Origin of the sequence: Mycobacterium aquaticum (assembly GCF_002086485.1) — a bacterium.
Classification (GTDB): Bacteria; Actinomycetota; Actinomycetes; order Mycobacteriales; family Mycobacteriaceae; genus Mycobacterium; species Mycobacterium aquaticum.
In genome coordinates this window covers 410,273-432,945 of record NZ_MVHF01000001.1, presented here as the reverse complement: position 1 = coordinate 432,945, position 22,673 = coordinate 410,273, and the positions used below count along the sequence as shown (strand labels likewise).

Genomic DNA, 22,673 nt, shown 5'->3' with positions numbered 1-22,673 from the left:
CCGCCGCGGACTTCACCCGCTCCAATTCCTCGATCCGCCGATGCAGTGCAGCCTCGTCAGCGTCCTCGCTGACCTGCGCCAACACCGCGATATCGAACATATGAGCGATACTACGCGCACCCACTGACTCAAACTTCTTGGCAGGGTCGCAAGTTGTGGATAACCGCGACCGTGGCCAACCCGTTACCACCACACCAGCACCTGCGGTGAGTCTTCTGCGAGAAAACCCGTCGCCAACGCGACCAACGCCAGGCGATACTGCGCACCATGAGCAGCGACGTCGTGTTCATCGGCGGCCGGTCCGGGACCGGTAAGACCAGCGTCGGTTTCGAGATGCACGCCCAGCTCAGCGCAACCGATGTCCCGCACTGCCTCATCGACGGCGACTTCCTTGATATGGCCCACCCCGCGCCATCGCAGCACAACCTGGCCGAGCGCAACCTCGCAGCCATTTGGGCGAACTACCGGGAACTGGGCTATCACCGCATGATCTACACCAACACCGCCAGCGTGCTGCCCAAAGAGATCGCACGTCTCACCACCGCCATCGGCACCAACCCGAACGTCACCGCAATCCTGCTCACCTGCACCGACGCCACAGCGCGAGAGCGCCTCAGCCAACGCGAGATCGGCTCCGCCCTCGCTCGCCACCTCGCATCCAGCGTCGACATGGGTACCCGCCTGCAAACCAGCGCTGCCGCCTCGGCTCACCGCATCCCCACCGACGACCGCACCGTAGCCGACATCGCCAGAGAAATCATCAATCTCACGGGGTGGCAGAAATCTGCTGCACCGATGCCGTAGACCGCTTGGCCCCCTTAGGAACTCAATCAGCGCCAGCTCGCCTCCGCAGCACGATCACGTTGTCGATCAGCGTGCCGCGCTGACCATCGGGCCCGGTGGCGTCGCGTTGCTCAAGCCCGACCTGGATCCGCTCCCATTGCCCCTCGGGAAGCTCCAGTGCCGCGAAAACCTCTTCAGCGCTGGGGAACTCGAAATTTCTGACATGTTCGGGTGCCCACGGCGGTGCCGCTCCGTGATCGACGACCACCAGTAGGCCGCCCGGCGTCACCGCATCGGCCGCGCGACGCAGGAAGCGGGTTCGGTCCATGGCGATCGGCGATTGCAGGAACTGCGCGGATACCAGGTCGAAGTCGCCATCGGGCAGGCTCTCGGAGAAGTCGTGGCGTTCAAACACGATGCGGTCCGACACACCGCGCGTTGCCGCCTCCGCGGCGGCACGCTGCAGCGCGGTCTCCGAAACGTCAGCGGCCGTGACCTGCCAGCCATGCTCGGCCAACCAGACCGCATCACCGCCCTCACCGCAGCCCAGATCCAGGGCCCGCCCCGCAGGCAAATCCGCGGCGACCCGCTCCAATTGAGCGTTGACCCGTCCGCTCCAAATGCGCCCGCGCTGCCCGTAGTGCCGCTCCCAGTACTGTGCGGTGACGGCCGTGCGGGTTGGCCACGGCGGTACCGGCAACCCGACATCCTCGCCGAGCAGGGACTGCGTGACGGCCGCGCCGGCCTGGCCGCCCGACGCCACCGCCGCAGCCACCTGCGGCATCTGGGCACTCAGATCTCCGGCGGCGAAGAGGCCCGGCACCGAGGTGCGGCAGAACCCGTCGACCACGAGTGCATCGGCCGCCACCGGTCCTGGTGCCGAAACAGCTCCGAGCTGCGCAGCCAGCGGCGAACGCTGGTGCAATGTGCTGGCGACCAGCGCTCCGCGGCGGGCCAATCTGCTTCCGTCGGCGAACTCCACGGCCGCCAGCGCGTCGCCGTCGGCGACCAGCCGGGCGATCGCGCGCTCGTCGACCCTCACGCCGGCCGCGTCGAGTTGCTTGACCTGGGCCTCATTCAGCCCACTGGGGCCGTCGGTGAGAACTACGAGATCGTCGGTCCAGCCGCGCAGCAACAGGGCCGAATGCACGGCGCGATCGCCCTGTGCGATCACCGCCAGCGGTTGGTCACGCACCTCCCAGCCGTGGCAGAACGGGCAGTGGAAAACCGAGTTGCCCCAGAGTTGTTCGAGCCCAGCGAGCTTCGGCGGCCGGTATTCCATTCCCGTTGCCAGCAGCACCGTTCTGGCCCGCTCCTGGCTTCCGTCTGCCAGCTCGAGGACAAAACCCGGCTCTCCGCGGACAACTTCACCGGTCCGCAGCTCGACCGTCGGGTACGACGCGAGCTCGGCGCGGCCCATGCCGTATAGCTCTGCGGGTGGCCGCCCATCGTGGCCGAGCAGGCCCCCGATCCCGTGTGCAGATGAATTGCATTGCGCCCCAGCATCGACCAACAGCGTGCGTCTGCGGGCCCGGCCCAGTACCAGCGCGGCACTCAGCCCCGCAGCACCACCGCCGACAATCACGCAATCCCATGAGTCGTCCATACCCAGAGCTTGCCCAACCGCGAGAGATCTGCCAAGCTGATTTGCCATGCAGGCAAATCCTGCCGAAGATGACGTCGACGCGCTGGTCCGGCGCCGGCTACGTGAGCTGCGCCGGGAGCGGGGGCTGACGCTGGAGGATGTCGCCACCCGGGCTCAGATCGACGTATCGACGCTGAGCCGGTTGGAATCCGGCAAACGCCGGTTGGCCCTGGACCATCTCCCCCGGTTGGCGACGGCACTGTCGGTCACCACCGATGAGCTGTTGCGCGCACCCGAGACGGAAGACCCACGCGTCAAAGGCAGCTCGCACACCCACCACGACATCACCTACTGGCCGCTGACCCGGCACGGTCCAGCCGGTGGACTGCACGCCTACAAGATCCGGATCAGCGCCCGGCGCCGCAAGCCACCCGCCGAGTTTCCGGTACACGAGGGCCGCGACTGGATGTATGTGCTGTCCGGGCACCTGCGGCTCATCCTGGGCGACCAGGACTTCACCGTCAAACCCGGTGAGGCAGTCGAGTTTTCCACCTGGACGCCGCATTGGTTCGGCGTCGTCGACGGCCCGGTCGAGGCCATCACCATCTTCGGTCCCCACGGCGAGCAGCTACACCTGCACGCCTGACGCGCTACAGGTAGGCGGTCTGGTTCACCAAACGCACCGACGACGCGCCGTCACCGTAGAACTCGGCGATCGACAGTGAAGCCAGATCGAGGTGCAGCCGGTACAGGATGCCCTCACCAGCGTCGAGCGCCAGCCGCAGCAACGTCTTGATCGGCGTCACGTGCGACACCACCAGCACCGTGGACTCACCATGCTCGGCGATGATCCTGTCGCGCGCGCGGCGTACCCGATCGGCGACCGCATCGAAACTCTCCCCGCCAGGCGGCTCGACACTGGTGTCGCGCAGCCACCGCCGGTGCACTTCCGGATCCCGTTGCGCCGCTTCAGCGAATGTCAGCCCCTCCCAGGCGCCGAAATCCGTCTCCGTCAGGTCATCATCGACGACGACGTCGAGTCCGAGCGCCTTGGCGGCGATCGCCGCGGTGTCGTAGGCGCGCTGCAGCGGAGAAGCCACCACGGCCGAAATCCCGCCGATCGACGCGAGATAACGGGCCGCCGCGTCGGCCTGTCCGCGGCCGAACTCGGTGAGGGCCGGATTGCCCCGGCCGGAATACCTTCGCTCGATGGACAATTCGGTCTGCCCGTGCCGCAGCAACAGCATCCGCGTCGGCGCTCCGGTGGCGCCGGTCCAGCCCGGGGCGGCGGGCTTCTCCGCGACAACCGGCTTACCGGTACCGGCGTCCATGGCCTCATTCGCCAGTCGGTCGGCATGCGCGTTCTGTTCCCGCGGAATCCAGGTGTAGGCGACCCGGCCGAACCTCGCTGCCAGCGCGGCTGCTTCCTGTTGCAGCACAACCAGATCCGGATGCTTGACCCGCCACCGGCCCGACATCTGCTCGACCACCAATTTGGAGTCCATCGACACCGCGACCTCGTCGGCACCCACGGCTGCGGCGGCCTCCAACCCCGCGATCAGACCGCGGTACTCCGCGACGTTGTTGGTGGAGATACCGATGAACTCGTTGCGCTCGGCGAGCACCGACACATGGTCGGCGGTGTACACCACCGCGCCATAACCGGCCGGTCCGGGATTGCCCCGCGATCCGCCGTCGGCTTCGACGAGCACCTTCACGGCTTGACCCGCAACAGGATCGCACCACACTCCGGGCAGCGCAGCACCTCATCATCGGCCGCCGCGGTGATGCGGGCGATCTCGCCCCGGTCGATCTCGATCCGGCACGCTCCGCATCGCCTGCCCTGCAACAACCCGGCGCCGGCGCCGCCGCGAGCCCGCTGCTTCTCATAGAGTTCGACGAGATCGGCGTCGATCACCTCGATCAGTGCCGTGCGCCGGGTCTGGCACACCTCACGGGTCTGATCGAGCTCCACCAGGGCGCCGTCGCGTTCCCGCTGCGCCTCCGAGAGCCTGATCTGCAGTTCATCGATACGGGCCAACTGGTCGGACTGCTGCGACTCCAGCTCTTCGCGACGTTCCATGACCTCCAGCAGGGATTCCTCCAGGCTGGCCTGGCGCCGCTGCAAGGTCTCCAGTTCATGCTGAATCTCGCTGACCTGCTTAGCCGCAACTGAGCCGCCGTCGAGCAGCGCGCGGTCGCGGTCTTCACGCTGACGTACCGAGTCGATCTCGGTCTCGAACTTGGCCACCTGCGTGCCAAGGTCCTCAAGCGCGATACCAAGTGCGGCCAGCCGGTCGTTGGCGGCACCGTGCTCGGCCTGTACCTCCGCGAGCCGTGTCTGCTCGGCCAGATGTTTGGCACGGTGGGCCAGCCGCCCGAGCTCGGCATCCACCTCGGTCAGCTCCAGAAGCGAACGTTGCTGGGACACTGCAGCTTTCATATTCTCGACTCCCTACGCTCGACTCTCGACATTCCACGGATCGGTGCGCACCGCGCTGACCCGGACCGGCAACGTGTCACCGAAACGCTCGCGCAGCACCCCGGCCGCCTGCGCACACCATGGGAACTCGCTAGCCCAGTGCGCCACATCGACCAGTGCCACCTCCGAGGCGCGGCGATGCTCGTCTGCGGGGTGATGACGCAGGTCTGCCGTGACATACGCGTCGACCCCTGCGGCGTCGACCGCGCGGAGCAGGGAATCCCCGGCTCCCCCACACACCGCCACCCGCGACACCGCCATGGCTGGATCGCCTGACGCGCGCACACCCCACGAGGTGGCGGGCAGGGCCTCGCACACTCGAGATACGAACGCGGACAAAGGCTCCGGGCGAGCCAGGGTGCCGATCCGCCCAAGCCCGAGATTACCGGGAATCGGTGCCAACGCGATGATATCGAAGGCCGGCTCCTCGTACGGGTGCGCCGCCCGCATCGCGGCCAGGATGGCAGCCCGCAGCCGTGCCGGCGCGATCACCTCCACCCGGTCCTCGGCCAGCTGCTCGACGGTGCCGACCTCACCGATCGCCGGGGTGGCGCCGTCATGCGGCAGGAACTGCCCGGTACCGGCCACGCTCCAGCTGCACTGCGAATAGTCGCCGATGCGTCCGGCACCTGCCGCGAACAGGGCGGCGCGCACCGCGGCGGCATCGGCTGCCGGGACGAACACCACCCACTTGTCCAGGTTCGGTCCGGCGGCCACAGGCTCAAGCACACTCTCCACCTGCAGACCGAGCGCCTCGGCGAGCGCGTCGGATACGCCCGGTGCCGCCGAGTCAGCGTTGGTGTGCGCGGTGAACAGGGCCCGGCCGGTGCGGATCATCTGGTGCAGCAGCGCCCCTTTGGCGGTGCTGGCCGCGACGGTGTCGACTCCGCGCAGCAGCAGCGGATGATGGGCGAGCAGCAGCCCACGCTCGGGCACCTCGGACACGACGGCGGCCGTGGCGTCGACCGCGATGGTCACCGATTCGACGGTCTCGTCGGGATCCCCGCACACCAAGCCCACAGAATCCCAGTCCTGCGCAAGACCCGGCGGATATGCGGCATCCAGCACCGCGATGACGTCAGCCAGCCTGACGCCGGCCACCCGCGCGCTCACCTCAACACCTCCGTCACCGCGTCCACCAATACCGGCCACTCCGCCCGCACCGCGGCCCGCAGGTAATTTCCCGGCAGACCCACGAACGTATCGCAGCGTCGCACCGCAATACCCTTGCTTTCCAGATGTTTTCGCATCAGCTCCGCATCCGGGACACCGAACAGGACAAACGGTGCCGTCCCGGCCACCACGTCGAGGCCGAGAGCACGCAGCGCGGCAGCCATCGCAGTGCGCAGCGCCGCCAGCCTACGGGCCCCCGCCTCGGCCTCGGCGACCGCAGCAGGCGTGCTGGTGGCGGCGATCGCCTCCAGTTGCAGCGTGCCCAGCGGCCAGTGGGCCCGGCGGGCGGTGAGGCGCGCAAGCACCTCGGGAGCACCGAGCGCGTACCCGACGCGCAAGCCGGCCAGCGCCCACGTCTTGGTCAAGCTCCGCAGCACGAGCACATCGGGCAGTGCATGACCGGCCAGCGACTCGGGTTCGCCGGGGACCGCATCGGCGAATGCCTCGTCGACCACCACCAGGCGCCCGGGTCGCCGCAGCGCGAGGATGTCCGCACGGGAGTGCAGCACCCCGGTCGGATTGGTCGGATTACCGACCACCACGAGATCGGCGTCGTCCGGCACGGCGGCATCGCAAAGCCCGAAGGGTGGTTCCAGCACCACGTGGTGCACAGGAACCCCGGCTGCAGTCAGGACCGCCTCTGGTTCGGTGAACGACGGCGCGATCAGGGCGGCCAGCCGCGGCCGCAGGTCGGCCAGCAGCGCAAAACCCTCGGCACCGCCCGCGAGCAGCGCAACGTCGGATTCACGACGGCCGTGCCGTGCGGCGACCGCGCAGACCGCACGCCGTTCGTCGGCGGAGCTGGGATAGCGGCCCAGATCGGCCAGCCGGGCAGCCAGCCGCGCGGTCAGCCAGTCCGGTGGCGCCCCGGCGCGTACGTTGACCGCGAAGTCCAGCTGCCCGGGTAATGCGGCCTGGTCACCGTGGTAGCGGGCGGCCGCGCGGGTTGGACTTGCCACAGCACGACAGTAGTGGGCGGGGACCCCTCTCGGGCATCGGGGAGAATGGGTCTGTGACTGGTCCTGTAACTGACACGTCGGCCGCTATGCGCCCAGAGCTGGTGCTGTTCGATCTCGACGGCACCCTGACCGATTCTGCCGACGGAGTCGTGTCCAGCTTCCGCCACGCGCTGGCCCAGGTCGGTGCCCCGGTCCCCGAAGGGGACCTCGCCAGCCTCGTGGTCGGGGCGCCCATGCACTACACGCTGGGCGGGATGGGTCTCGGTGCCGACGCCGACGCCGCGATCGCCGCCTACCGCGCCGACTACACGAGCCGTGGTTGGGCGATGAACCGGCTGTTCGACGGCATCGAGCCGCTGCTCGCCGATCTGCGGAAGGCCGGGATCCGGTTGGCTGTGGCCACCTCGAAGGCCGAGCCGACCGCGCGGCACATCCTCGAGCACTTCGGTCTCGACGGGTACTTCGAGGTGATCGCCGGGGCCAGCCCGGACGGCACCCGGGCGGCCAAGGCCGACGTGGTGGCCCACGCCCTGGCTCAACTGCAGCCGCTGCCGCAACGCGTGCTCATGGTCGGCGACCGCGCCCACGATGTCGAGGGCGCCGCTGAACACGGCATCGACACCGTGGTGGTGGCCTGGGGTTACGGGCGCAATGACTTCACCGGCCCCGCCGCGTTGACCGCGCACGCCCATGTCGAGACCGTCGAGTCGCTGCGCGAGGTGCTCGGTGTCTGAGCGGCGGGCAGGAGCGCAGCGACCGGGGAATCGGCACAGCCTGCATGTCACGTTCGTGTGCTCGGGCAACATCTGCCGGTCGCCGATGGCCGAGAAGATGTTCGCCCACCAGATCAGCCAACGCGGCCTGGCCGACCGGGTCCGCGTGAGCAGCGCCGGCACCGGCAGCTGGCACGCCGGCGACGGCGCGGACCACCGCGCCTGCCGGGTGCTGCGCGCCCATGGCTACCCGACCGATCACCGCGCCGCCCAGATGAACGCCGATCACCTGGGCGCCGACCTGGTCGTCGCGCTGGGCCGCAACCATGCCCGCATCCTCACCGAGCACGGCGTCGACGCCCACCGGCTGCGGATGCTGCGGTCGTTCGACCCACGTTCGGCGGCCCACACGCCCGACGTCGAGGATCCCTACTACGGTTCCCAGGCCGACTTCGAAGAAGTCTTGGCCGTGATCGAGGCAGCGCTGCCGGGACTGCACGACTGGGTCGACGCCGCCCTGGCCGAGCGAGAAAGCCCGCGCTGATGCGCAGACTGGGGTTCCTGCTGCGGCCACAGTGGCTGGCGCTGTTCGTCGTGGTGATGGCGTTCGCCTACCTGTGTTTCACCGTGCTCGCGCCGTGGCAGCTCGGCAAGAACACCAGGACCTCGAGGGAGAACAACCAGATCGCGTCCTCGCTGAAAGCCGAGCCGGTGCCAGTGACAGGCATTCTGCCGCACCAGGATTCGAGCGCCCCCGACCAACAGTGGCAGCGGGTCACCGCGACCGGACACTATCGGCCCGAGGCTCAGGTCCTGGCTCGGCTCCGCGTCGTCGACGGGGAGCCGGCCTATGAGGTCCTGACGCCCTTCGCCGTCGACGGCGGTCCCATCCTGCTCGTCAACCGCGGCTATGTCCGACCTCAGCAGGGCACCTCGGTACCGCCGATCCCCGACGCCCCCCGCAATCAGGTGACCATCACCGCCCGGCTGCGCGATTCCGAAGCGGTGGTCAGCGGCAAGGAGCCGTTCCGCGCCGACGGCGCCGAGCAGGTCTACTCGATCAGCACCTCGCAGATAGCCGCCCTGACCGGCGTACCGCTGGCCGGCTCGTATCTGCAACTGGTCGAGGATCAGCCCGGTGGGCTCGGCGTCATTCCGCTCCCCCACCTCGACGCCGGACCATTCCTGTCGTACGGCATCCAGTGGATCGCATTCGGCATCATCGCCCCGATCGGGTTGGGGTACTTCGTCTTTGCGGAGATCAAGCAGCGGCGCGCCGAACGCGCGTCCCGTCCGGCGACCCCGGCCGCTCCGCTCACCACCGAGGAGAAGCTCGCCGACCGGTACGGCAAGCGGCGCTGAGCGCCACCGACAACGCGACTGCCACCAACGCGGAACCGGCCTGCACGGCCCGCGAGAGCCGCACCGCCCGGTCCAGATCGGCGACCTCGGGAATCCGCCCGTCGCCCAGCGTAGGCCGGATCTCCAACCGATGGGCGTACTGCGTCGGACCGCCGAGACGCACCCCCAGCGCCCCGGCGAACGAGGCCTCCGCGACCCCCGCGTTGGGGCTGGGATGACGCGCGGCGTCCTCACGCCAGGCGCGCAGCGCAGCCGCCGCAGAGCCGCCCACCACCGGGGCGCACGCCGCCACCAAAAACCCCGTCAACCGGGCCGGAACATAATTGAGCAGATCGTCGAATCGTGCTGCTGCCCAACCGAACCGCTCGTAGCGCGGCGACCGGTGCCCGATCATCGCGTCGAGCGTGTTGGCGCCGCGGTACACCAGCACACCGGGCACTCCGCCCACGGCAGCCCAGAACATCGGCGCCACCTGCGCGTCGGAGGTGTTCTCCGCCAACGATTCCACCGTCGCCCGAGCTATGCCCGCCGCGTCCAGCGCTGCCGGATCCCGCCCGCACAGCGACGGCAGTAGCCGGCGAGCGCCGTCGATGTCACCGGTGGAAAGCAGATCGGACATCTGCCCGCCCACGCGGTTCAGCGACGTGCCGCCCAGAGCGGTGAACGTCGCGGCGGCCGTCACCCACACCCGGCCGCGCCGCCCTGCCAGCACGCCCAGCAGCGACAGGCCGCCCAGCAGCAACCCGGTATGCCGCAGCCCCGCCCAACGACTGTCTGCGTAGGTCAGTCGCTCCAACCGCGCCGCGACGGATCCGAAACCGGCAACCGGGTGGCCACGCCGCGGATCACCCAGCAGCAGATCGGCGAAGTACCCGGCGGCGATACCGGCAGCCCGGCCGTGACACGTCGCAACAAACACGTCGGCAGCGTCTCACAAGTGGTCTACTCGATTTCATGAGGCTGGGTCCCCCGCGGCGGCCGCGCAGGGTGGTCGATCTGCTCAACCCCGCCGCGGTGCTGCTACCCGCGGCCAACGTCGTCATGCAGCTGTCCTCGCCGGGAGTCGGGTACGGCGTATTGGAGAGCCCCGTGGACAGCGGCAACGTGTACAAGCATCCGTTCAAGCGGGCCCGCACCACGGGCACCTACCTGGCCGCGGCCACCCTCGGCACCGACTCCGACCGCGCGCTGATCCGCGCCGAGGTCGACAAGGTGCATGCGCTGGTGCGCTCGCAAGCCTCAAGTCCGGTGTCCTACAACGCTTTCGATCCCAAGCTGCAATTGTGGGTGGCGGCCTGCCTGTACCGGTACTACGTCGACATGCACGAGTTCCTCTACGGGCCGCTCGATGACGCGTCGGCCGACGCGATCTACGCCGACGCCCGCGCGCTCGGCACCACCCTGCAGGTCCGCGACGGCATGTGGCCCGCCGACCGGCAGGCGTTCGACGAGTACTGGAAACAATCGTTGGACGGTCTGCACATCGACCCGCCAGTGCGGGAGCACCTGCACGGGGTGGCCGCGATGGCGTTCCTGCCCGCGCCGCTGCGATTGCTGGCGGGCCGCTTCAACCTGTTCGCCACCACCGGATTCCTTCCGCAGGCATTCCGCGACCACATGCAGCTGACGTGGACGGCCGAGCAGCAGCGGCGATTCGACCTGCTGCTGACCGGGCTGCGGGTCGCCGATCGGGTCATCCCGCGCGATCTGTGGATTTTCGGGTACCGGCTCTACCTGTGGGACATGCGTTCACGGGCCCGCCGGGGCCGCCGTGTGGTATGACGCTGGCATGGCATTCCCTGCTCTCAACCACGTCGCTGTGACCGTGCGTGACCTCGCCGTCAGCGGGCCCTGGTATCGCGCCCTGATCGGAGCCGACCCGGTGCTCGACGAGCGCACCGACGCCGGTTTCCACCACCTCGTGTGGCTGCTCGAGGGCGGCACCCTCTTCGGCATCCACCAACACGACCAACCGGCCAGCGACGAGCAATTCAGCGAGTTCGAGGTCGGGCTCGACCACGTCGGCTTCGGTTGCGCCTCGCGGTCCGATCTCGAGGGCTGGGTGACCAAACTCAACGAATTGGGTATCGAACACGGCGGCATCGTCGACGCACCGTATGGCTCAGGCCTGAGTTTCCGCGACCCCGACGGCGTCGCACTGGAGTTTTTCGCGCCGGCTGGGTAGGCGCGCAGGACCTTCTCGGGTACAGCGGGCTCAGCCACCTCGCGGCTGCGCGCTGACTTGAATCGATCGCTTGTTGTCCTGAATTCGTCCTCGGCGCGGCGGCTCCGAAACGCCAAGGGGGTCTACGGTGAGTGCATGGCCGGTCCCGACGGTTTTCATCCCGATTTCCCCCACGATGCCACACAGCACGCACCCCGAAATCGGGTGCGCCACATCAAATCAACGGAACTCGACCCAACCACCGCGCAAACCGATGGCATGCAACGCTTCGCCGCGCTCAGCGGGGCCTCGGTGGGCAGCGAGAAACTGTGGATGGGAGAGACGGTGGCGTCGCCGGGCAGTGTCTCGGCCAACCATCACCACGGCGATTCCGAGACCATGATCTACGTCCGCAGCGGACACCCAGAATTCGTGTTCTTCGATGGCGACGGCGAGGTCCGGGTCCGTACTGATCCCGGCGACTACGTCTTCGTCCCGCCACACCTGCCGCACCGCGAAGAGAATCCCGACCCGCAGACAGCTGCGGAGTTGGTGATCGCCCGCAGTAGCCAGGAAGCGATCGTCGTCAATCTGCCTGCGTTGTACGCGCTCTAGTTCGCGCTGACACCGACCAACCGAACAGGGGCACCCGCGCCGGGTGCCCCTGTTCTCGCGTGTCGACTCAGCGCGGAATCTCGCTGTAATGGTGCTCGTCGTAGTCGGACTTCAGGTATGCGTTGACGGTGTCGTTGAAATTGATCCAGTGCGGTGTCTTGCCATGAGCCGTCAGGCTCTCCTGAGATGCCCAGTGTTCGACGAGCACATAGCTGTACGGATCGTGGGCGTTTCGCCACAGCTGATACAGACTGCAACCTTCTTCTTTGTTCGACTCGATCACCATCTGGTTCAACAGCTTCAAGAACTCGGCCTCATGCTGTTGCACCACGTCGAAGAACACATTCAGGATGATCACGCCGCGGCTCCTTTCGTATCGCCGCCGGTCTCTGCGATGAATGCACGCAGGCGCAGTAGGAATCCCTCGGGTTGTTCCTCCGCGACCCAATGCCCAGAATCTTCGATCGACCGGACGGTGACGTTCTCGGCGACCTCGGACAACATGGATTCAGCGATCGGCAAGAAGAAGCTCGCCGTCCCGCCCAGGCCCAGCACGGGCATCGTGAGCTTGCCCTTCTCACTCAGCATGCGCCGATTGTCGATCGCGTCCCGCTCGAAGGCGCGAAACAATTCAAGGCCGGCACGCATCGCTCCCGGTGCCGTGTAGTCGGCGACGTAGCGCTGTGCATCCAAGATGGAGATCGCATCGGGATTCGCGCTCAATCGCTGATAAAACGAACGAAGGTAAGGGAATTCGCTACCCGCGATGGGAGTCTCGGCGACGTTGTCCGCCGCACCGTGCATGTGGAAATGCCACAGCTTGTTCGCGCTGTAATCGGTTGTTGCCACGCTCTGGTAGGCCTCGGTGCCGGGAATCGGAGCCTCCATCAGTACGAGACGCTCCACACCAGCCGGGTACAGGGCGGCGAAGGCGTACCCGACCATGAGACCGAGGTCGTGAGCGACCAGCGTGATCGGTTTCTTTACGCCGAGGCGGTCGAGCAGGGCTTTGATGTCGCCGGCCATGGTGTGTTTGTCGTAGCCGCTGTCGGGCTTGGAAGAGCCACCGGCGCCGCGGTAGTCGGGTGCGACGACGAACCAGCCGTCAGCATGCAGTGGCTCCATCACGTGACGCCATTCCCACCACGTCTGAGGCCAGCCATGCAGCAGCACCAGCGTGCGATCCTGACCTCCGGCACTCGGCGGGGTACCCACAGTCACGTAGTGGATCCGGACGTCGGCGTGGTCGAACATGTTGTGATTGAACGTCGGCAATTCTTTCCCTCCCGACAGTAAATGGCTGTGAGGGAGGCCTTCTGGCCTTCTCAAGGGGGATGGTAGGAGCGTTGCCACTGGGCTAATTGCGCGTGGCTGGAATCGATCGGTGGTTGACTGATTCCTAGTCCAGACATTCCGAAAGCGCTGAACTCCAGTACTTCTGAGCGTCATCGGCTCCCGGTCACTACCAACCGGCTTCCGCTGTTGCGGTCGAGCAAAGCCTTCTCGGCCATCACCCCTACGCACGTGGACCGCATTTGAGGACTTCGCGGCGCCCGGGACCGGTCTTAAAATGGCCATCACGTGCAGTAATCACAACCTAGGTGAAAGGAAGTGTTCCTATGGCCATCGTCCTTGATACCGACCCTGTCGATCCGGTGGAACGCTCCGATTACATGCACTGGGCGATGGGTGCAGCCATGGTGTCGGTCGAATGGCACTGGGTCGAAGATGGTCCAGGCGCGACTGCTCATGGGTTGATCGCGCCGCTGGGTGACTTGACCGTGTGCGTGGGTGAGACAACTGCAAACCGAGTAGTCAGGACGCCGGCTCTGGCGCGCGACGGCGTGGAACCCACAGTCTTTGTGAATCTGCAGCTGGCCGGCACCGCCATGGTGGTGCAGCAGGACCGCGAAGCGGTGTTGCAACCGGGTGCAATGGCCATGTACGACTCGAGCGCTCCCTACACGCTGCTCAACGAGGAAGGCATGGGCGGGGAGTTCTTCCAGATTCCGCATTCGGCCCTTGCCTTGCCGACCGACCTGATCCGCAAAGCGTGCGCCATACCGCTGATCCCCGACCACCCGTTGGCAACCCTGACCTTCGATTATCTGAGGCGCGTGGCAGCCGACCCGAGTCTGTTCACCGCAATCAACGGCGACCTCGTCGGGCATCCCAGTATCGAGTTGCTCCGCGCGGTGATCACGACTCAATTGGGCTACGCCGACCGCGCGGCCGAACCCCTCGCCAACACCCTGCAGATCCGCGTATTGGACTACGTCTCCCGTCACCTGCGCGATCCCGAACTCAGTGCCGAACGCATCGCGGCTGCCCACTTCATCTCGGTCAGGCACCTTTACAAGATCCTCGCCGACGCCAACATCAGCCTCGCCGAGTACGTCCGCACCCGGCGGCTGGAAGCAGCACGCCACGAGCTGGGCCGAAGTGACGCCACGGTGACCATCGCCAGCATCGCCCGTCGATGTGGATTCACTGACATGTCGAGCTTCAGTCGTGCGTTCCGCTCGGCGTATGGCATGTCCCCGCGCAACTGGCGCGGCCATCACCTGCGCGCGAGCGCTGACCCGGATCCTTCCCTGGCAACACCGCAGTAGATCCCGGTACTCGCTGCAGCGGATCCGTTTGCTCTGGGTCTGTGCAGCTGACGCACAGAGGCGTGCAGCCCTGGCACACAACGGTGCGAATTTGCGCGCAAACATAGGTCACCTGGAGCATCTCCCCTGCGATCCCGGAGCGGACTGGCGAGAGAGAGCGCAGCCGTCGATGACCCTGCAGCCCAGGAGCTTTCGATTGCTCGATGATCACGAAAGGCACTCAGATGACGACTGGTCACCACCCTGAAATGCCGGCGCGAACGACACGTCCGGCGCGTGCGCTCACGACCTGATCGGCGCGCACGATGGATCTCACGTTGCAGCGCCGGCCACCACGCCAGCCACCGTCCACCTGCGCTCAGCAACAGCGGTTGAGTCGACGCGACAACACCATCGCAGTGGAAACCGTTGGCTTACAACCCCTCGGCTCTCATCGCACGAACACAGCACGCGACCTGCGCACCGTTGCGGTGTTGATGTTCAACGGGGCGTCGATGTTCGAAACATCGGTACCGATGAGCGTATTCGGCATGAACCCGGTTGGCGCTCCGGCCTTCACCGTTCTACCCGTGGCCGGCGAGCCTGGTCCGATGGCCACATCCGATGGCGTCGGGTTCGATCCACCACACGGCTTGCATGCCCTCGATCGGGCCGGGATAGTCGTTGTTCCCAGTTGGCGCAACCCGCACGAAGAGCCGCCACAACCGTCGCTGACAGCGGTGCGCCGGGCCCACGATGATGGTGCGCTGATCGTGAGCCTATGTATGGGCGCTTTCGTCGTCGCGGCCACAGGCTTACTCGACGGTCGGCGAGCCGCCGCTCACTGGTTCCACGCGTCGACGCTCGCATCGCGGTACCCAAACGTTCGAGTGGATCCGTCGGTGCTCTACATCGACGGCGGCGACGTCATCACCAGCGCCGGGACCGCGGCAGGCCTGGATGCATGCCTGCATGTCGTACGGCGGTACTGGGGGGCGAGCGCGGCGACGGCAATCGCCCGCCACTTGGTACTCTCGCCCGCGCGTTCCGGCAGCCAGGCCCAGTTTGTCGATCGCCCCGTGCCCGCCCGCTCCGGCGAGCTCAACTTGGGCAAGATAATGGAATTCGCCGTCATGCACCTACAACACGTGGACGTTGATGCACTTGCCGCCGAAGCCGGCCTGAGCCGACGGACTTTCGACCGGCGATTCCGTGTCCAGGCTGGCGTTTCACCATTGCAATGGCTTCTGCAGCAACGGATCCTGCGCGCTCAGAATCTCTTGGAACGCACCGATCTGACGGTAGACGCCATCGCGCGGCAAGTCGGACTGGCCACGGCGGTATCACTGCGCCCCGCATTCCGCCGCATCGTCGGGGTCAGCCCTCAAGCGTATCGGCAGGCCTTCCAGATGATCCATGAGCAGCCTCTGCGCGACAAGCGCCGCGGCGTGAACAACTGACTTTCCGTCTGGCCCGTGCGCGCAAATCGGAATCTGCTGCACCCCAGCACGACCGGAGAAAACAAGTCAGAGAGCGATCAATTCAAGCCAGCACATGATCACGACACCGTGCAGGCTTTTACGATCGTCAGTGAGAGCCGAGATCTCCTGTATATAAGGGCTTTCGCGATGCACCATCACTGCGCGCGGCGATGCGTGCACTGTCGAGGAAGGACTCGTTCCATGCCCTATTCAACCGAACATGACGGATTCAAGCTCTATTACGAGCGTTCCGGGCACGGCGTACCAGTGGTGCTGATCCACGGCAACCCCGGTGACCATCGGGAGTACTCCAGGGTCATCCCACAACTCACCCCGCACGCTGATGTAACCGCAATCGACCTGCGCGGTTACGGCAAGTCCGACAAGCATCTGCAGGACCCGACCGCATACTCGCTCAGTCGCCAGGTCGGCGGCGTCGTAGCCCTGCTCGAAGAGCTGGGCATCAGCAACGCCGTGCTGGGCGGATACGACGTCGGCAGCTTCACCGCTCAGACGATCTCAGCCATCCGACCGGACCTGGTGCGATCGCTGGTCATCGCGCCGCCCACCTTGGGAGTCGGGCGGCGGATCTTGGAAGAGGACGCGGTAAATGCATTTGTCCACGCGATTTTCTACAAATCCGAACTGGTCGAACAGATCATCGACGGTAAGCCCGACGCCGTGCGGGCGGCGCTGAGGGAGAATCTGGCGAACTGGTCGGCCCCAGGATCGACCGTCGTCGACGACCTGCTGGACCATCTCACCGAAAACCATTCAGCTCCAGGGGCATTCCTGGCCGGCGTGCTGTGGTTCCGCAACCCCGAGGGAAACCCGATCACCTATTACGCCAACGAGACGACACCGGCACGTGACGAGCGGTTTTCCAAGCCGGTCACCATCCTGTGGCCCGACCAGGATCCGCTGTTCCCCCAGGCCTGGAGCGACACGCTGGACGACTTCTACGCCGACTACACCCTCGAATACCTGGACAACTGCGGCCATTTCAGCCCGCTCGAGTCACCCGATGTCTGGTCCAAGCATCTGTTGGAGCACATCGGCCGCTAACCGGGGGCCATCCTGGCACCGCACCAACCCATGAAGGGACCAGTTGCATGACAACCTATCGGGCCTACGAAAGCACCGGACAAGGCGACCTCACCCTCGTCGAGCGCGAGCTCCGGCCGCCGGCCGCCGGTGAAGTCCGGATTCGGGTACACAGTTGCGGGGTCTGCCACACCGAAGCAATGCTCGTCGAGGGCGAGACCGAACCGCAGCCACCGCTGGTTCCCGGGCACGAGATCGTCGGTGTCATCGAGGAAGTCGGCTCCGGTGTGCACGCGTGGGCGCCCGGGGACCGTGTCGGTGTCGGTTTCCTCGGAGGGCATTGCAACGAATGTGAGTTCTGCCGCCGAGGAGACTTCGTCAACTGCACCGACCAACCACAGGTAGGGCTCAACCACGACGGCGGATACGCCGAGGTGGTCTACACCCGAGCCACCGGAGTGGTCCGGGTACCGCAGGAGTTCGACGCAAAGCTCGCTGCTCCGCTCCTGTGCGCCGGTCTGACCGTCTACAACGCCCTGCGACACATCGATGCCGTGCCGGGCGCCCTGGTCGCCATCCAGGGCATCGGCGGCCTCGGCCACCTCGGCGTGCAGTACGCCAAAGCGCTGGGGTACAGCGTTGCAGCGATCGCCCGTGGGCAGGAAAAGGCAGAACTTGCAAGGAAACTCGGCGCAGACGTCTACATCGACAGTGCCGCCGTGGACGCCGGCTCAGCACTGCTGGAGCTGGGCGGCGCCGCAGCAATCGTCGCGACGGCGACGAACGGGGCATCGATGGGCCCGCTGGTAAACGGTCTTCGCCCGCGCGGCCAGTTCATCGTCGTGGGTGCTGCGCCCGACCCATTGTCCGTGCAGACCTTGGACCTCATCCTGGCAGGGCGCAGCATCGTCGGCAGTCTGACGGGCTCATCCATCGACAACGAGGACAACCTGGCGTTCACGATCGCTCGCGGCATCGCGCCGATGATCGAGGTCATCCCGTTCGAGGAAGCCCCGAAAGCCTACGCACGGATGATGTCAGGTCAGGCTCGCTTCCGCGTCGTGCTGGATATTGCCGGATCCGCGTCCTGACCGACCGCGCCCCGTCGCCGCAAGCCCATGGACCGCTCGTAACATCGCCCCGCGGAGCGATCACCGGATCTGCCCGGTCACTGTGGCGCGCTGTGCGGGTCGAGTTGAGACGCATAGGCGGCAGCGGCGTGCGCACGGTTGCGGGCGCCGAGCTTGGCCAGGATGGCTCCCACATGCCTGTTGGCGGTCTTGGGGCTGATGACTAGCGCTGAGGCGATCTCGGCGTCGCTGAGACCGGCCGCGATGAGTTCGAGCACGTCACGTTCGCGGGGTGTGAGCCCATACGGGTCGGCGATCGTGGTCTTTCTGCGCCGGTCCGGGTCGCGTCCGCGCAGCAGGTCCAAACGTTGCCGTGCCCGCCGGGCGGCGGCTCGGGCGCCGAGACGACGGAAGGTCTCCAGGGAGTCCTGGACCGCCGGCATATCACCGCCGAGCTGTGCCAGCGCCGCGTCATAGGGACAGCCCAGCTGCGTCCACTCCTGCGCTGCGTGGCGCCAGTTACCGTCGACTTCGAATCGATACGGCGTGACGGTATCGGGTGTCGGCGCATCGACAATGACCCCGCCGGCCAGATAAGCCCAGCGCCGCAAGGGGCCGACCAACCACGGGTCGGCATGTTCGTTGGCCGCCGCCAGTCCCGCCTGCGCCTCGGCGCGCGCAGTGTCGTCGTCGCCGGCGAGCCAGGCGACTTCGGCGCGGGCCGCCCACACCACGCCGAGGCGAGCCAGGTCGCCACGGTCGGCGGCGGCCAGAGCCTCGTCCAACACGGTGGCCACGGGTTGCTCGTCGCGCCGCGCACGGACCAACGCCAGCGTGATCAGCGGCAGGATCCGCGGCGGCGGCGGCAAGGCCGGTCGCGTCAGAACGTCGTTGGCGCAGTCGAGTGCGTGCGCCCAATCCCCACGATGCAACGCCGTCAGCGCCGCGGCGCCGACGGCAATCGCGTCGAACATCATCAGATCGTGTGTCGCGCAGAACTCGGACACCTCGTCGAAGTACACCTGGGCACAGTCGAGTCGATGATGCACGGCGGCGAACCAGCAGATCAGGCCCCCGTTCAAGCCCCCCAATTCCGGTTGGCCGGCGGCCATGCAATCCCGCCAGACCGCTTCCAACTCGTCCCAGCCGGTATCGGTGCGCAGGACGATCGCGAGCAGCGCGAAAAAGCGGGCGCGCAACACCACGACGGCATCACCGAACTCGACACCAAGCGCGACCGCGCGGGCCGCATACTCGTCGCAAGCCGGGTCGAACCCGAACGCGGCCAGACTCGCCATCGTCGCCAAGGTCCAGGCCAGCTGCGGGCAGGGTTCGACGTCATCAAGTAGCCGCAGCGATGCCGCGGTCGCCTCGACAGCCTCGCTGGTTCGTCCCAGCAGATACGCCTGATGGGACAGCCAGTGCAGATCCTCGCTTTCGCGGAGCCGGTCGCCCAATGCGTGGCGCAAGGCGATCGCCTCCTGCCAGGACGCGACGGCGGCGTCGCCGAGCCCGCAAAGATAGCCGCTGAACCCGTGCCGCTCCAGCCAAGTCGCCCGCCGTTCAGCCGCGACAGTGTCGGCGTGCCGCAACGCCAGCGCGTAGAGCTCGGCTGCCTCCCGGTTGGCGCCCAGCGCGGAGGCCCGCTCGGCCGCCGCCGGCGCGTAGCTGACGACGGAGTCGGTTTCGCCCGCCTGCTCAGCATGAAAAGCCAATGATGCCAACATATCCGGACTGATAGGTGGATGGGCGAGCACCGCCAGGGCGCGCTTGTGCAGCATCCGACGCTGGTAGTCCGGCACTCGTTCCAGTGTCGCGCGTCGCGCCAGTTCGTGCCGGAACCCGACGGTGTCCGCATCGGCGATCAGCACTCGCGTTCCCAGGCACTCCGCGAGCCCGATCTGCGCGGCCGAACACACCTCGTGCAGTAGCGCCAAATCCGTTCGCGGGCCGCACACCGCAGCCGCGTAGGCCGTCTCGCGCCCCGCGTCCGACAGCCGCGCCAACCTGCCCCACACCGCCTCGCTCACGCTGCGCGGCAAGCCATCTCGGCTCAACGCGGCGGGACCGGCGGCCAGCACCTCGGTGACGTAGAACGGATTTCCGCCGGTCTGCCGGAACAGCGTTTCGGCGTTGAGGCCACTACCGTCGGCAAGTCGACCCACGGCCTCGAGACTGAGCGGAACCAGACCGATCCGGCTCACGTGCGCCGACGTTGCCAGATCCCCCAACAGCGCCGCGAGCGGATGCCGGTCACCGACCTCGTCATCGCGGTAAGACACCACCAGCAGCAATGGCAACACGTCGATACGGCGAGCCAGGAACCGCAGCACATCCAGTGTCGCGGTGTCAGCCCAGTGCACATCCTCTATGACCCAGATCGGCGGCGCGGTCTCGCTGATCGACCGGAGCAGTCCGTTGTAGATCGCCTCGGTGTCAGCAGATTCGATGGCCGCACGAAGCCGCGTGGCGTGGTCGCCCGGGCGCGGGGCGAGCATGTCGAGCACCGGCCCCAGCGGGCGTGGGACCGCCAGTGGATCGCACCATCCCCGCAACACCTGTCCCTGTTTCCCGAGCCCGGCGATAAACCGTGTGATCACAGCACTTTTGCCGACGCCGGCCTCGCCGCGTAACAGCACCATCCGACCGCGGCGATCCACCAAAGCCCGGCGGTACCGGTCCAGTTGAGCCAGCACCGCTTCGCGTTCGAGCAGCCGGTCCTTGGGTGCCACTGGCCTCCCCTCCGGTCACCCCCACCCTGACGGCAAACATGGGGTGATCACCTCATGTGCCGTGGCAGACCGACGGTGCACAGTAGGTGCGGACGCATGGCCAGCCATGAGCGTCAGCATAACCGGCGATTGCGCCTGCCCACGGAACATCCGACTGACCGCAACGGCACAGAAAGGCCACGACGATGACCAACTTCCACGCCGTTGTCGCACCGACCCTGGCAACCGTCGCCCGGGTGTTCAGCACTGAGACATTCGTGCCGGTTTTGCGGACTCACCGCATCTTCGATGCGTCGCGCGAGTCTTATCGGCTCGGCTGATCGGAACTCACGAACCATGATTCGCGCACTGGTACTTGGCCTTTCGTCGATCCTTCTGACGACGCCCGGCGTGGCCACCGCGTCGCCCACGACCAGTGACGCGTGCCTGCCCAGCGGTGGGCCGTCACCGGACGCGGCGGGCCGCGATGTCGGTCCGGCATATGGCCAACCCGCCACCCTGTGGATCACCAGCAGCACAATCGGAATCAGTACATCCGACGGCTACGGCCAGGCGGCCATCCGCAGTGCCAGCCCCCTGCCGCGCTCCGCACTCCTGGTTGACGCACAGCAGGAAGGCACGCACCAGATCATCGTCGACACCGGCCGGGAGGCACTGCTGTACTCGGTGACGGGTTGCAGCATCACGCCTGTGGTCGACGAGCACGGTGACGCATTTCAGTTCGACCTCGGGCACCGCCGCGGACTCGGCGACGGTGTAGGCTGCAGCGATCTCGGCGACGGCCGCCGCCTGGTTCAACTCCTGCAGCTGCCCGGTAGGCCACCGTGGGAGGTTCGCCGGACAGCGGTCGACCTGATCGGGTCGACAGCGACGCTTGGTCGCGCCGACACCGTGAGCGCCACCTCCGAGCACGACCCGGCCTGGACGACTGCAAGCGACATCAGCTGTGGCGACCTGACAATCGCGCGCGACGGGGTCGCCGCACCATGAGTTGGGATCGGTAGCGGCCCGGTCACTGTGGACTCCTTGACACCCACCCCTGACCGTCCGAGGGCGAAGACACAGACGACCGAAGGAGTATCCGTGCCCGCTGCCGAGGAGTTTGCCCTACGCAGCGAGCTACGCAGGCTGGGCGCTCGACTGCGGGCCCTGCGCCTTGCAGCGGCCGAAACACAGGGCAGCACTGCAGCTGCAGTCGCGGTGACCCGCAGCTATCTGAGCGAGATCGAGGCCGGCAAGGCCAACATGACCCTGCGGACGCTGCATGCCCTCTGCCGCCATTTCGGAGTGGCTCCGGCCGAGACGTTCGGATGCGACGGGGTGCATGAGCGGCGGGTGCCGCTACACGACCTCGATCGCTTCGGCGATTGAACGCGGAACGCGCACCGCCAGTGTGATCAACCGCTACAGGCAGGGCAACGGACCCATCTGAGCCGCCGGCGGGCAGTTGTTGCGGGGATCATTTGGCGAGATCCCCTCGATGACCCGCGTACGCTGCGTGACCGGATCCGCGATGCTGTACCAATCGTGGCAAACGCCCATGTCCCAGTTCACCGGCGGAGTCGAGTACGGCACAGGCTGACCTGGGCACCAAACGACTTGCGGGACGAAACCGGGCGCCGCGTTCGCCACCCCACCCGGCAGACACAGGCCAATCAGCGTGGCTCCGCTTGCCAGCAGCCCGAAGGCTGCAGTTCTCATGGCGCGGCTCGTGGTCATCGTCGGTTCCTCGCTCCGGTACGGACCCCCCACGCGGGGGTCGAGTCTCCGTAGTCTGCACCGGCTGGCAAACGCTGCACATGAGGCGTATTACCCATATCTGCGCCGGCAACGCATGCCAGGTGAACGGGCGTACATGTTCGGCGCTGGCCCTGCGTGCCCGCCTGACTGCCACCGGCGACGGCCATCATGGCGGCCTT

The 22,673-nt window shown here is 66.9% G+C and carries 24 protein-coding genes; 15 read left to right on the top strand and 9 right to left on the bottom strand.

The genetic code is table 11. The features are described from left to right. The first annotated feature begins 267 nt into the window (after positions 1–267). The gene (locus BST13_RS01920; RefSeq protein WP_083160012.1) at positions 268–804 is read left to right on the top strand and encodes a nucleoside/nucleotide kinase family protein; all 537 of its coding nucleotides are present in this window, start codon (positions 268–270) and stop codon (positions 802–804) included. A 22-nt stretch (positions 805–826) separates the two neighbouring features. Here the strand turns inward: BST13_RS01920 and BST13_RS40305 are convergent, their stop codons facing one another. Further along, positions 827–2,389, bottom strand: a complete 1,563-nt coding sequence (locus tag BST13_RS40305) for a bifunctional NAD(P)/FAD-dependent oxidoreductase/class I SAM-dependent methyltransferase (RefSeq protein ID WP_083160010.1) — start codon at positions 2,387–2,389, stop codon at positions 827–829. Positions 2,390–2,435: 46 nt separating this feature from the next. On the opposite strand from BST13_RS40305, the gene BST13_RS01910 reads away from it, so the two are divergent. Beyond that, the gene (locus BST13_RS01910) at positions 2,436–3,014 is read left to right on the top strand and encodes a helix-turn-helix domain-containing protein (RefSeq protein ID WP_083160008.1); all 579 of its coding nucleotides are present in this window, start codon (positions 2,436–2,438) and stop codon (positions 3,012–3,014) included. A 4-nt stretch (positions 3,015–3,018) separates the two neighbouring features. Here BST13_RS01910 and BST13_RS01905 read toward each other — a convergent pair whose 3' ends face one another. From BST13_RS01905 to cobC, 4 genes are read right to left on the bottom strand one after another with little or no spacing between them, the layout of a single operon-like run. Then, positions 3,019–4,086 carry a bifunctional RNase H/acid phosphatase gene (locus BST13_RS01905; RefSeq protein ID WP_083160006.1) on the bottom strand — a complete coding sequence of 356 codons (1,068 nt, stop codon included), beginning with the start codon at positions 4,084–4,086 and terminating at the stop codon, positions 3,019–3,021. Beyond that, complete coding sequence (locus BST13_RS01900) at positions 4,083–4,811, bottom strand: zinc ribbon domain-containing protein (protein ID WP_083160004.1); 729 nt, start codon at positions 4,809–4,811, stop codon at positions 4,083–4,085. The genes BST13_RS01905 and BST13_RS01900 overlap by 4 nt, the downstream gene beginning before the upstream one ends. Before the next feature lie 12 nt (positions 4,812–4,823). Beyond that, positions 4,824–5,963, bottom strand: coding sequence for a Nif3-like dinuclear metal center hexameric protein (locus tag BST13_RS01895; RefSeq protein ID WP_083160002.1), 1,140 nt, complete (start codon positions 5,961–5,963; stop codon positions 4,824–4,826). Then, on the bottom strand, positions 5,960–6,982 hold the full coding sequence (cobC, locus tag BST13_RS01890; RefSeq protein WP_083160000.1) for an Rv2231c family histidinol phosphate aminotransferase CobC: 1,023 nt from the start codon (positions 6,980–6,982) through the stop codon (positions 5,960–5,962). The genes BST13_RS01895 and cobC overlap by 4 nt, the downstream gene beginning before the upstream one ends. An 86-nt stretch (positions 6,983–7,068) precedes the next feature. Here cobC and BST13_RS01885 point away from each other — a divergent pair, with 86 nt between their 5' ends. The 3 genes from BST13_RS01885 to BST13_RS01875 are packed head-to-tail and all read left to right on the top strand — an operon-like array spanning position 7,069 to position 9,057. Continuing rightward, positions 7,069–7,716, top strand: coding sequence for an HAD-IA family hydrolase (locus BST13_RS01885; RefSeq protein ID WP_083159998.1), 648 nt, complete (start codon positions 7,069–7,071; stop codon positions 7,714–7,716). Further along, positions 7,709–8,239: a low molecular weight protein-tyrosine-phosphatase gene (locus BST13_RS01880; RefSeq protein ID WP_281254713.1), complete on the top strand. Its 531-nt coding sequence runs from the start codon at positions 7,709–7,711 to the stop codon at positions 8,237–8,239. Before BST13_RS01885 ends, BST13_RS01880 begins: the two co-directional genes overlap by 8 nt. Then, a complete protein-coding gene (locus tag BST13_RS01875) occupies positions 8,239–9,057 on the top strand; it encodes an SURF1 family cytochrome oxidase biogenesis protein (RefSeq protein ID WP_083159994.1) in 819 nt (272 codons plus the stop codon). The genes BST13_RS01880 and BST13_RS01875 overlap by 1 nt, the downstream gene beginning before the upstream one ends. Here the strand turns inward: BST13_RS01875 and BST13_RS01870 are convergent. Next, positions 9,011–9,976 carry a cobalamin biosynthesis protein gene (locus BST13_RS01870; protein WP_083159992.1) on the bottom strand — a complete coding sequence of 322 codons (966 nt, stop codon included), beginning with the start codon at positions 9,974–9,976 and terminating at the stop codon, positions 9,011–9,013. The two genes, BST13_RS01875 and BST13_RS01870, sit on opposite strands and share 47 nt — an antisense overlap. A gap of 35 nt (positions 9,977–10,011) precedes the next feature. On the opposite strand from BST13_RS01870, the gene BST13_RS01865 reads away from it, so the two are divergent. The 3 genes from BST13_RS01865 to BST13_RS01855 all read left to right on the top strand — a co-directional run bounded on the left by BST13_RS01865 (position 10,012) and on the right by BST13_RS01855 (position 11,836). Beyond that, complete coding sequence (locus tag BST13_RS01865; RefSeq protein ID WP_083159990.1) at positions 10,012–10,839, top strand: oxygenase MpaB family protein; 828 nt, start codon at positions 10,012–10,014, stop codon at positions 10,837–10,839. A 7-nt stretch (positions 10,840–10,846) separates the two neighbouring features. Next, the gene (locus BST13_RS01860; protein ID WP_083159988.1) at positions 10,847–11,242 is read left to right on the top strand and encodes a VOC family protein; all 396 of its coding nucleotides are present in this window, start codon (positions 10,847–10,849) and stop codon (positions 11,240–11,242) included. A gap of 135 nt (positions 11,243–11,377) precedes the next feature. Next, positions 11,378–11,836 carry a cupin domain-containing protein gene (locus BST13_RS01855; RefSeq protein ID WP_083159986.1) on the top strand — a complete coding sequence of 153 codons (459 nt, stop codon included), beginning with the start codon at positions 11,378–11,380 and terminating at the stop codon, positions 11,834–11,836. A gap of 67 nt (positions 11,837–11,903) precedes the next feature. Here BST13_RS01855 and BST13_RS01850 read toward each other — a convergent pair whose 3' ends face one another. Together BST13_RS01850 and BST13_RS01845 are read right to left on the bottom strand one after the other, a co-directional pair. Then, positions 11,904–12,194: a putative quinol monooxygenase gene (locus BST13_RS01850; protein ID WP_083159984.1), complete on the bottom strand. Its 291-nt coding sequence runs from the start codon at positions 12,192–12,194 to the stop codon at positions 11,904–11,906. After that, positions 12,191–13,189 (bottom strand): alpha/beta fold hydrolase, encoded by a 999-nt coding sequence (locus BST13_RS01845; protein WP_158087085.1) that lies wholly within the window; start codon positions 13,187–13,189, stop codon positions 12,191–12,193. The genes BST13_RS01850 and BST13_RS01845 overlap by 4 nt, the downstream gene beginning before the upstream one ends. A 266-nt stretch (positions 13,190–13,455) precedes the next feature. On the opposite strand from BST13_RS01845, the gene BST13_RS01840 reads away from it, so the two are divergent. The 4 genes from BST13_RS01840 to BST13_RS01825 all read left to right on the top strand — a co-directional run bounded on the left by BST13_RS01840 (position 13,456) and on the right by BST13_RS01825 (position 18,043). Continuing rightward, the gene (locus tag BST13_RS01840) at positions 13,456–14,448 is read left to right on the top strand and encodes a helix-turn-helix domain-containing protein (RefSeq protein ID WP_083159980.1); all 993 of its coding nucleotides are present in this window, start codon (positions 13,456–13,458) and stop codon (positions 14,446–14,448) included. Between the two features lie 371 nt (positions 14,449–14,819). Continuing rightward, positions 14,820–15,887, top strand: coding sequence for a GlxA family transcriptional regulator (locus BST13_RS01835; protein WP_211295982.1), 1,068 nt, complete (start codon positions 14,820–14,822; stop codon positions 15,885–15,887). Between the two features lie 222 nt (positions 15,888–16,109). Beyond that, entirely contained in the window at positions 16,110–16,973 is an 864-nt protein-coding gene (locus BST13_RS01830) for an alpha/beta fold hydrolase (protein WP_158087084.1), read from the top strand. Positions 16,974–17,020: 47 nt separating this feature from the next. Further along, on the top strand, positions 17,021–18,043 hold the full coding sequence (locus BST13_RS01825) for an alcohol dehydrogenase catalytic domain-containing protein (RefSeq protein ID WP_083159976.1): 1,023 nt from the start codon (positions 17,021–17,023) through the stop codon (positions 18,041–18,043). A 77-nt stretch (positions 18,044–18,120) separates the two neighbouring features. Here the strand turns inward: BST13_RS01825 and BST13_RS40125 are convergent, their stop codons facing one another. After that, positions 18,121–20,754 (bottom strand): ATP-binding protein, encoded by a 2,634-nt coding sequence (locus BST13_RS40125; protein WP_158087083.1) that lies wholly within the window; start codon positions 20,752–20,754, stop codon positions 18,121–18,123. Between the two features lie 185 nt (positions 20,755–20,939). Here BST13_RS40125 and BST13_RS40120 point away from each other — a divergent pair, with 185 nt between their 5' ends. The 3 genes from BST13_RS40120 (at position 20,940) to BST13_RS01810 (ending at position 22,125) form a co-directional block, all read left to right on the top strand. Beyond that, on the top strand, positions 20,940–21,074 hold the full coding sequence (locus tag BST13_RS40120; RefSeq protein ID WP_281254712.1) for a hypothetical protein: 135 nt from the start codon (positions 20,940–20,942) through the stop codon (positions 21,072–21,074). Between the two features lie 16 nt (positions 21,075–21,090). After that, positions 21,091–21,744 carry a hypothetical protein gene (locus BST13_RS01815; protein ID WP_083159974.1) on the top strand — a complete coding sequence of 218 codons (654 nt, stop codon included), beginning with the start codon at positions 21,091–21,093 and terminating at the stop codon, positions 21,742–21,744. Between the two features lie 93 nt (positions 21,745–21,837). Beyond that, a complete protein-coding gene (locus tag BST13_RS01810) occupies positions 21,838–22,125 on the top strand; it encodes a helix-turn-helix transcriptional regulator (protein ID WP_083159972.1) in 288 nt (95 codons plus the stop codon). Positions 22,126–22,673: the final 548 nt, after the last annotated feature.

Bases quoted from the DNA above. Each gene is read 5' to 3' on its own strand.
- BST13_RS01920 (WP_083160012.1), top strand. From the start codon at position 268: ATGAGCAGCGACGTCGTGTTCATCGGCGGCCGGTCCGGGACCGGTAAG.
- BST13_RS40305 (WP_083160010.1), bottom strand. From the start codon at position 2,389: ATGGACGACTCATGGGATTGCGTGATTGTCGGCGGTGGTGCTGCGGGG.
- BST13_RS01910 (WP_083160008.1), top strand. From the start codon at position 2,436: ATGCAGGCAAATCCTGCCGAAGATGACGTCGACGCGCTGGTCCGGCGC.
- BST13_RS01900 (WP_083160004.1), bottom strand. From the start codon at position 4,811: ATGAAAGCTGCAGTGTCCCAGCAACGTTCGCTTCTGGAGCTGACCGAG.
- BST13_RS01885 (WP_083159998.1), top strand. From the start codon at position 7,069: ATGCGCCCAGAGCTGGTGCTGTTCGATCTCGACGGCACCCTGACCGAT.
- BST13_RS01875 (WP_083159994.1), top strand. From the start codon at position 8,239: ATGCGCAGACTGGGGTTCCTGCTGCGGCCACAGTGGCTGGCGCTGTTC.
- BST13_RS01865 (WP_083159990.1), top strand. From the start codon at position 10,012: ATGAGGCTGGGTCCCCCGCGGCGGCCGCGCAGGGTGGTCGATCTGCTC.
- BST13_RS01860 (WP_083159988.1), top strand. From the start codon at position 10,847: ATGGCATTCCCTGCTCTCAACCACGTCGCTGTGACCGTGCGTGACCTC.
- BST13_RS01855 (WP_083159986.1), top strand. From the start codon at position 11,378: ATGGCCGGTCCCGACGGTTTTCATCCCGATTTCCCCCACGATGCCACA.
- BST13_RS01840 (WP_083159980.1), top strand. From the start codon at position 13,456: ATGGCCATCGTCCTTGATACCGACCCTGTCGATCCGGTGGAACGCTCC.
- BST13_RS01830 (WP_158087084.1), top strand. From the start codon at position 16,110: ATGCCCTATTCAACCGAACATGACGGATTCAAGCTCTATTACGAGCGT.
- BST13_RS01825 (WP_083159976.1), top strand. From the start codon at position 17,021: ATGACAACCTATCGGGCCTACGAAAGCACCGGACAAGGCGACCTCACC.
- BST13_RS40120 (WP_281254712.1), top strand. From the start codon at position 20,940: ATGACCAACTTCCACGCCGTTGTCGCACCGACCCTGGCAACCGTCGCC.
- BST13_RS01815 (WP_083159974.1), top strand. From the start codon at position 21,091: ATGATTCGCGCACTGGTACTTGGCCTTTCGTCGATCCTTCTGACGACG.